A 301-nucleotide genomic window follows, 5' to 3' on the forward strand; every position below is an offset into this window, starting at 1 on the left:
AAGTCAGCACTTCTCCGCGTATCTCGCCAGTGGCACTGTTCGTGAATTGCTTGAGCTAACCGAAGTCTGTTTACGGGAAGTTGTGTGTTTGTTTATTTCTTTGGCGTGGCTTCTTTGGTTTTGAAGCTCTTTCGCGCTTAAGTTGATTTCGCGCACTTGGTTGTTGGCTTCTTCGAAAGGATTCTTTGTAAATTTAAGCCCTAGAAACTCGTCAAGTTTTGCTGTTATTTCTTCTTTGCCAAGTGCGTTTCGTGGATTAGGTTTTAGTTTCTCAGTTGTCCGTTTTACTTTGTCGCTTGAA

At 42.5% G+C, this 301-nt stretch carries 1 protein-coding gene; it reads right to left on the reverse strand.

Annotation, left to right across the window (positions count from 1 at the left end; translation table 11 throughout):
- Positions 1-3 precede the first annotated feature (3 nt).
- On the reverse strand, positions 4-301 hold a 298-nt coding region (locus tag AACR75_RS05320), incomplete at its 5' end, for a hypothetical protein (protein ID WP_231564235.1).

It is taken from the genome of Vibrio sp. ZOR0018 (assembly GCF_963865925.1).
Classification (GTDB): Bacteria; Pseudomonadota; Gammaproteobacteria; order Enterobacterales; family Vibrionaceae; genus Vibrio; species Vibrio anguillarum.